7 protein-coding genes and 1 pseudogene are annotated in these 6,610 nt (G+C 68.4%); 5 read left to right on the top strand and 3 right to left on the bottom strand.

Features of this window, described 5'->3' with window-relative positions:
• Positions 1-31: 31 nt before the first annotated feature.
• Both ABD327_RS16060 and ABD327_RS16055 read right to left on the bottom strand, forming a co-directional pair.
• The gene (locus ABD327_RS16060; RefSeq protein ID WP_344451179.1) at positions 32-1,282 is read right to left on the bottom strand and encodes an SGNH/GDSL hydrolase family protein; all 1,251 of its coding nucleotides are present in this window, start codon (positions 1,280-1,282) and stop codon (positions 32-34) included.
• A 116-nt stretch (positions 1,283-1,398) separates the two neighbouring features.
• Positions 1,399-2,523 carry a serine/threonine-protein kinase gene (locus tag ABD327_RS16055; protein WP_344451178.1) on the bottom strand — a complete coding sequence of 375 codons (1,125 nt, stop codon included), beginning with the start codon at positions 2,521-2,523 and terminating at the stop codon, positions 1,399-1,401.
• Between the two features lie 180 nt (positions 2,524-2,703).
• On the opposite strand from ABD327_RS16055, the gene ABD327_RS16050 reads away from it, so the two are divergent.
• From ABD327_RS16050 to ABD327_RS16035, 4 genes and pseudogenes are all read left to right on the top strand, one after another.
• The gene (locus ABD327_RS16050) at positions 2,704-3,294 is read left to right on the top strand and encodes a malonic semialdehyde reductase (RefSeq protein ID WP_344451177.1); all 591 of its coding nucleotides are present in this window, start codon (positions 2,704-2,706) and stop codon (positions 3,292-3,294) included.
• Positions 3,295-3,401: 107 nt separating this feature from the next.
• Positions 3,402-4,286, top strand: coding sequence for a Gfo/Idh/MocA family protein (locus tag ABD327_RS16045; RefSeq protein WP_344451176.1), 885 nt, complete (start codon positions 3,402-3,404; stop codon positions 4,284-4,286).
• A gap of 144 nt (positions 4,287-4,430) precedes the next feature.
• Positions 4,431-4,889: a hypothetical protein gene (locus ABD327_RS16040; RefSeq protein ID WP_344451175.1), complete on the top strand. Its 459-nt coding sequence runs from the start codon at positions 4,431-4,433 to the stop codon at positions 4,887-4,889.
• A gap of 48 nt (positions 4,890-4,937) precedes the next feature.
• Positions 4,938-5,150, top strand: a pseudogene (locus ABD327_RS16035) (flavodoxin family protein); the annotation flags it as partial.
• An 88-nt stretch (positions 5,151-5,238) separates the two neighbouring features.
• Here ABD327_RS16035 and ABD327_RS16030 read toward each other — a convergent pair.
• Positions 5,239-5,904 (bottom strand): hypothetical protein, encoded by a 666-nt coding sequence (locus ABD327_RS16030; RefSeq protein ID WP_344451174.1) that lies wholly within the window; start codon positions 5,902-5,904, stop codon positions 5,239-5,241.
• 170 nt (positions 5,905-6,074) lie between these two features.
• Between ABD327_RS16030 and ABD327_RS16025 the strand changes: the two genes are divergently transcribed.
• On the top strand, positions 6,075-6,533 hold the full coding sequence (locus ABD327_RS16025; protein ID WP_344451173.1) for a flavodoxin family protein: 459 nt from the start codon (positions 6,075-6,077) through the stop codon (positions 6,531-6,533).
• The last annotated feature ends 77 nt before the right edge of the window (positions 6,534-6,610 follow it).

The following is a 6,610-nucleotide window of genomic DNA, read 5'->3' as shown; positions in this document are numbered from 1 at the left end:
AACGCGGAGGCCGGTCGGGTGAAGGGCCGGGTCAGCCGACGGTGATGGTGCCGTCGGAGGAGCGGACGCAGGCGACCGATCGGGCGGTGGTGGCGGCGGCTCCGGTGAGGCAGCGGCCCAGGACGGCGTGGCCGGCGGCGCTCGGATGCCAGGACTCCTGGCAGGTCTGGTAGTAGGTCACGCAGGTGTTGGCGATGCGCTGGATGTCGAGCTTGTCGAGGCCCGAGAGGCTGGTGACGAAGGTGCCGGTGGCCCCGTCCTGGAGCCGGATCGGGGTGGCCAGGGTGTCGGCCGGGCTGCCGGCCTTCTCGCACAGCCGGGCCCCGTCGAAGGCCCGCTGCACGTCGAGGCGGACCAGGTCGGCGTGGGGGAACTCGGTGGAGAGGGTGGTGAAGGCGGACTGGACCAGGCCGCCCAGCCGCGAGGAGAACACGTGGCCGGGTGCGAGGCTGGCCCGGTGGACCGGGCAGCCCGCCGCGTAACGCTCGGCGCCCAGCGCCCGGAACTTGTCACGGGTGTCGTCCCGGTCGTCCTCCTCGTGGTACTCGGCGGCGAGGTCGAGGGGCAGCGGGTTGGTGTAGTCCTGGAAGACGATCCGGTGCCGTCCGTCGGCGTCGACCTGGTCGAGGGTGGTGAGCAGCTTGCGCAGCGCGGTGACCGTCTCGGCCGTCGCCGCCGTGATCTCGGCCTCGGTGGCCAGGTCGGAGACCGCGCAGGGCTGCTGCGGGACCTCGCCCCCCAGGTAGGCCCAGAACTCCCACCAGCCGGTCCACGCGTCGGCGATGAAGCGGTTGGCGCACAGCGTGGCGACGTCGCCGAAGGTGAAGGAGCTGTTGTTGGAGCCGAGCCCGACCAGGACCAGGTCGATGTCCTGGGTCTGGGCGACCGCCCGCAGCTGGGTGAGCTGCGAGGCCACGTTCCTGCCCTTCTCGCGGTTCGCGGACGGGCTGTCGATGTCCACGGGCCTGCCGCCGGAGCAGGCGAGGTTGAAACGGTTCTGGATTCCCGGCAGGTCCGCCTTGAACAGGGACGCGTTGGCCGATCTGTGGCAGAAGAAGGCGTTGCCGTTCGCCGCGGACCAGCCCGGGAAGCCCTGCGCCACGCCGTCGACGTCGGTGACGGAGGTGTAGGAGCCGGCGCCCTCCCCGCTGATGAAGCTGTCGCCGATGGCCACCGCGGCGGTCGGGAGGGCGGCGGAAGCCGGGGCGGCGGGCGTCGCGCTCACCCATCCCAGGGCGGCGGCGAGCGCCACCGCCGGTGCCAGGCGTCGGATCCAGGACATCGAGACCTCCTCGAGAACACCCAAAACCTATTAATTAGGTAGGGAAACTGTAGAAGATCACAACACGGAGCCGATCAGCCGTCAAGATCTCTTTTTCGCGGGCCCCTCGCGCGGCGTCAGGGGTGGCGGTGCCTTCCGCCCGGCAGGTGCCGAAGCCGCTCCCGTGCCAGGGGCGCATGATGGGGGTGGCCGGTGGCGGCCGCCCTTTCGAGCCAGCCGGTGGCGGTGTCGAGGTTCCCCGCCCGGGCCTCCAGGGCGCCCAGTTCGACCATGGCCCGGGGCGCCTCGTCGGGATGCCCGGCGGCGACGACCTGCTCGTAGCGGTGCCGGAACGCGGCGAGCCGCTCGGGCCCGTCGGACGGGTCCGGCCGGGGCCCGGGGGCGCGCGACAGGACCAGTTCGGCGACCTTCTCCGGCAGCCGCCGCTGGGTCAGGCGCCCGGCGGACGCCAGGGCGGTGTGCAGTTCGCGGAGGTTGGGGCGGTCGGCGGGCTCCTTGGCCAGGCAGGCCCCGATCACCGCCCGCAGGGGCCGGGAGAGCGGCGCCAGGGCCGGGTCCTCGTGGAGGACGCGGCGCAGCACGGCCGAGGACCTGTCGGCGCCGAACGGGCTGCCGCCCGCCGCGTGCACCAGGAGGGCGCCCAGGGCGAACACGTCGCCGGCGGCTCCCGGCCCGCCCTTGCCGCTCAGTAGTTCGGGCGGCAGGAACGGCAGGGTGCCCATGGGGACGCCGAAGGCGCTCTGGCTGCCGGCGTCGAAGACCCCGGCGAGCCCGAAGTCGACCAGGTGGGGGCCGTCACCGGTGAGGACGACGTTCTTCGGGGTGAGGTCGCGGTGCGCCAGGCCGCGGTCGTGCAGGTTCACCAGGCCCTGCGCGAGGCTCACGCCCAGGCTCCGGACGGTCTCCTCCGGCCAGGGCCCGTGCCGGCCGAGGGCCTCGGCGAGGGAGGGGCCGGGCAGGTAGGCCGAGACGAGGCAGAACGGGTCGACGTCGAGCCGGACGTCCAGCAGCGGGGCCAGCAGGGGGCCGTCGATCCGCCGGAGCGCCGAGGTCTCCCGGGCGAGCCGCTCCGGGAAGAGGGGGTCCGCGGAGAACTCCGGGCGGACCGTCCGCAGGGCCACCTGCCGCCCGTCCGCGGAACGCCCGTGGAACAGGGCGCCCATCCGTCCGTCTCCGAGCCGCCCGTAGAGCTCGTACGGACCGACCCTCCTCGGATCCTCGGGGTACAACCGCACGCTCACCGGCACCTCGTCCTTCGCGGTCGTGATCTCATCAGTCTCTCGGGGGGGAAGCTGTGTCGCGGGACACATCCGTCACGGAACATGACCGAGATCACTTCCCGATGGGGAAGATGTTGAGCCTTCAATCAGTTTCCGGAGGTGACGCCCCGTCGACCAGCCGATAGAAAGCGATCTTCCCCTATGTCCCTCGCCATCGACGCATCCGCCCAGGACCTTCTGTTCCGCGAGGCCCGCACCGCCAACGCCTTCACCGAGGAGCCGGTCACCGAGGAGCAGGTCAAGGCGATCTACGACCTCGTCAAGTACGCGCCGACCGCGATGAACTCCCAGCCCCTGCGCGTCCTGCTCGTGCGGAGCGCGGAGGCCCGCGAGCGGCTGGTGAACCAGATGTCCGAGGGGAACAAGGCCAAGACGCTCTCCGCCCCGCTCGTCGCGGTCCTCGCCTACGACGTCGACTTCCACGAGGAACTGCCCAAGGTGTTCCCGCACTTCCCGGGCGCCAAGGACGGCTTCGCCGACGAGGCCGTGCGGCACAAGGTCGGCTCCTTCAACGCCACCCTCCAGGTCGGCTACTTCATCCTGGGCGTCCGGGCCGCCGGCCTGTCCGCCGGTCCCATGGCCGGATTCGACGCCGAGGGCATCGAAAAGGAGTTCTTCGGTGACGGCAGGCACAAGGTGCTCGCCGTCGTGAACATCGGCAAGCCGGGCCCCGACGCCTGGTTCGCCCGCAACCCGCGGCTGGACTACGCGGAGGTCGTCAACGAGATCTGACGGTCCCGACCGCTCCAGCCGCGCGCCGAGAGCCCCGTCCGACGCCACAAGCGGGACGGGGCTCTCGCATGCGCGCGTCTGTGTGTCCAGCATGAAAATATAGAAATATGAACAAACCCGTCGCTATCGGACTTGTCGGAGCCGGCCCGTGGGCCGGCCAGGTGCACGCCCCGGCCATCGCGGCGGGGCCGCACACCAGGCTCGCCGGAGTCTGGGCCCGCAGGCCCGAGGCGGCCGCCGACCTGGCGGCGGCGCACGGCTCCGTCTCCTACGACCGGCTCGAGGACCTCTTCGGCCACTGCGAGGCCGTCGCGTTCGCGGTGCCCCCGGACGTCCAGGCGACGCTGGCGATCCAGGCGGCGAAGGCGGGCAAGGCCCTCCTGCTGGAGAAGCCCCTGGCGATGGACCTGGACGGCGCCCGCGACCTCGTGGAGGCGGTCGGCGAGGCCGGCGTCGTCTCCCAGATGGTCTTCACGCTGCGCTACTCCGCCGCGGCCCGCGACTTCCTGGCACGCGTCACTGCTTTGAATCCTTTCGGCGGATACGGCCAGTTCGTCTCCTCGGTGCTGAGCGGCGGCCCGTTCGCCACCCCCTGGCGCCTGGAACGCGGCGCGCTCCTCGACCTCGGCCCGCACATCGTCGACCTGCTGGACGCCTCCCTGGGCCGCGTCGTCTCCGTCCGCGCCCACGGCGACCCCCTCCGCTGGGTCGGCCTGCTCCTGGAGCACGAGACCGGCGCGGTCAGCGAGGCTTCTCTCTCCATGGCCGGCCGAGGCGACGTCCCGCCCGCCCGCATCGAGGTCTTCGGCGAACACGGCAACGAGACCCTCGACTGGTCCCTCCTGGGCGACGACGCCTTCACCCGCATGATCACCGAATTCGCCCACACCGTCCGCACCGGCACCCCCCACCCCCTCGACGCCGCCCACGGCCTCCACATCCAGCAGATCCTCGCCCGGGCCGAGACCCAACTGACCGATCCCCGCCCCTGACCGGTCCCAGGCCAGGAACGACTGACCACCTCGACCGGCGCTCTGAAGCAGGAAAACGTACCTTAAGGACATACGAAGGGACAGCGGCCGGGAAACGTGAAGGCCACATGATTCCATGGGCCTGAGCCGTCTTTGAGAAGGGCGATGAGGTTGCGAGAGAAGATCTCTGTTCGTGGCCCTGATGGCCGGGTCGAATCGTGGTCGGTGGTGCGGCACTTCGGGGAGTCGGGATGGTACGTCGAGCTCTCCGACACCCGAGGAAGGTCGTGGAGTGGCATTGACGCGGGAGTCTTCGACGCATTTCGTGATCTTCGCCAAGTCCCCGAAGCCGAAGGGTGCCTGTTCCTCGTCGCCGGAGCCCGACTCGACTGCTGGCCGACCAGGATGCAAAGCCAGATGGGCGGAGGCAATCTCGTCGCAGCGCATCTGGGGCCGTGGAAGATGGTGACGGGGAATCTTCTGACCTTCATCCTTCCGAGTTTTCAACACAAGGCCTTCTTCCACGACGTCTTCTCGCCCGCGCCTGCCTCCAAGGTCGGCACCGTAGAGGAACAGGACGCCTACAGGAAGCAGTGGATCGATCGCGCAACACGGGCTTCTTGACGCGGTGGGCGCGTCCTCGGAAGACCACGCGGATGAAAGGGTGGCGGCGTGAGCAGGTTGTTGATCGTCCACCACACTCCCTCGCCCGCCCTGCAGGAACTTTTGGAGGCCGCTCGCTCGGGAGCGTCGACCGATGAGATCGAGGGCGTGGAGACCGTCACCCGCCCTGCGCTGTCGGCTTCGGTGACGGACGTCCTGGAAGCGGACGCGATCCTGCTGGGGACTCCGGCCAACATCGGCTACATGGCCGGTGCTCTGAAACAGTAGAAGGTACCTAAAGGACACATGTAGGACCAGAGGGAAGGGGGAGCCCTTCCGGCTTGCGCCGACCATGGCCCGCCGGTCGCAGTCAACGTGCAGGGATCGGGATGTTGTACATGCTCATGACCTTGCGCTCCCCTAGGGGAGAGGAGAGTCGAACGGTGACTATCTGGACTTTGCGGGAAGTCCGCTTTGATCCCGGCACGGCCGACACGTAGACCCTGTCGGAGCATTCAACGACCTTGACGTGGTCGACTTTCCTGTTCGAGTGATCGTGGAAAGCGATCTTGATGACGGATCGGGTCCTGTGTAGATCCCTCGTGCCGAGAGGGGAGGGGTTCGAATCACTCCCTGAGCGGTCGGGGATGCCGCATCCGGCAGGCAGCCTGTCCACTGGTATCGGTTCACCTTCGGTGTTCACCAGCGTGCGGCCTCCCAAGGGAGCGGTCAGTTCGACCATCCGGCGTTTTATCCTGAGCTTGGCTGTGTAGGCGGTGGCGACCCAGAAAGGAGTGAAGGGCTCTTGAATCAGGATGGACAGGGTGACCTTGTCCCTTTCCTCCTCGACCTCGATCGGCTGCAGCGTTCCTCTCACCGTTAGAGGGATCATCAAGGCCAGTCGGCCATCGCTCCCGGATGAGATGGCCTCCATCGGAGCGACCTCGACGGCGGATCCGGCCGAGACGTGCACCATGAAACCGGTTGCTGAGAGCAGGATGGCGGCAATACCCAGGAAGGCCCATCTTCGTCGCATCGTGCCGACCCCCGCTACTTCATCATCGGACCGTCAGAGGGGCGATAAGCCGCGTGCCACTGTACAGCGGGGCACGCGGCTGCCATGGCTGCTGGAATACATAGCTTCGGGCGTTCGTCTTCGGGCTCCATGTAGAAGAGGCGGGATCTGGAAGTGAGAGACTGGGCGCTGTGAGCAGGCTGCTGATCGTCCACCACACTCCCTCGCCTGCCTTGCAAGAGCTTCTGGAGGCGGCGCGCTCGGGGGCGTCCACCGATGAGGTTGAGGGCGTGGAGACAGTGACTCGTCCGGCGCTGTCGGCTTCGGTGACGGACGTCCTGGAAGCGGACGCGATCCTGCTGGGGACTCCGGCCAACATCGGCTACATGGCTGGCGCTCTGAAACATTTTTTCGACACTGTTTATTACCCGTGCCTGGAGGCAAAGCCGCAGTTGCCGTACGGCTTGTACGTGCATGGGGGTAATGACGTCACCGGGGCCGTCCGGGCTGTCGAGTCCATCGCCGCGGGGATGTCGTGGAAGGCCGTCCGTCCGCCGGTCGCCGTCATCGGGTCGGTCGGCAAAGCGGATTTGGAGGCCTGCTGGGAACTCGGAGCGCTGCTGGCCGCCGAGATCGGAGAACTGATGTGAAACCAGTAGTGAGGGTACGGTCTCGCCATTAGTTCTTAAAAGTCATGAGTCCATATTTGGCAACGGCATGATTTCTC

It is taken from the genome of Actinocorallia aurantiaca, from assembly GCF_039533685.1.
GTDB lineage: Bacteria > Actinomycetota > Actinomycetes > Streptosporangiales > Streptosporangiaceae > Actinocorallia > Actinocorallia aurantiaca.
This window is presented reverse-complemented; position numbering and strand designations above follow the sequence as displayed.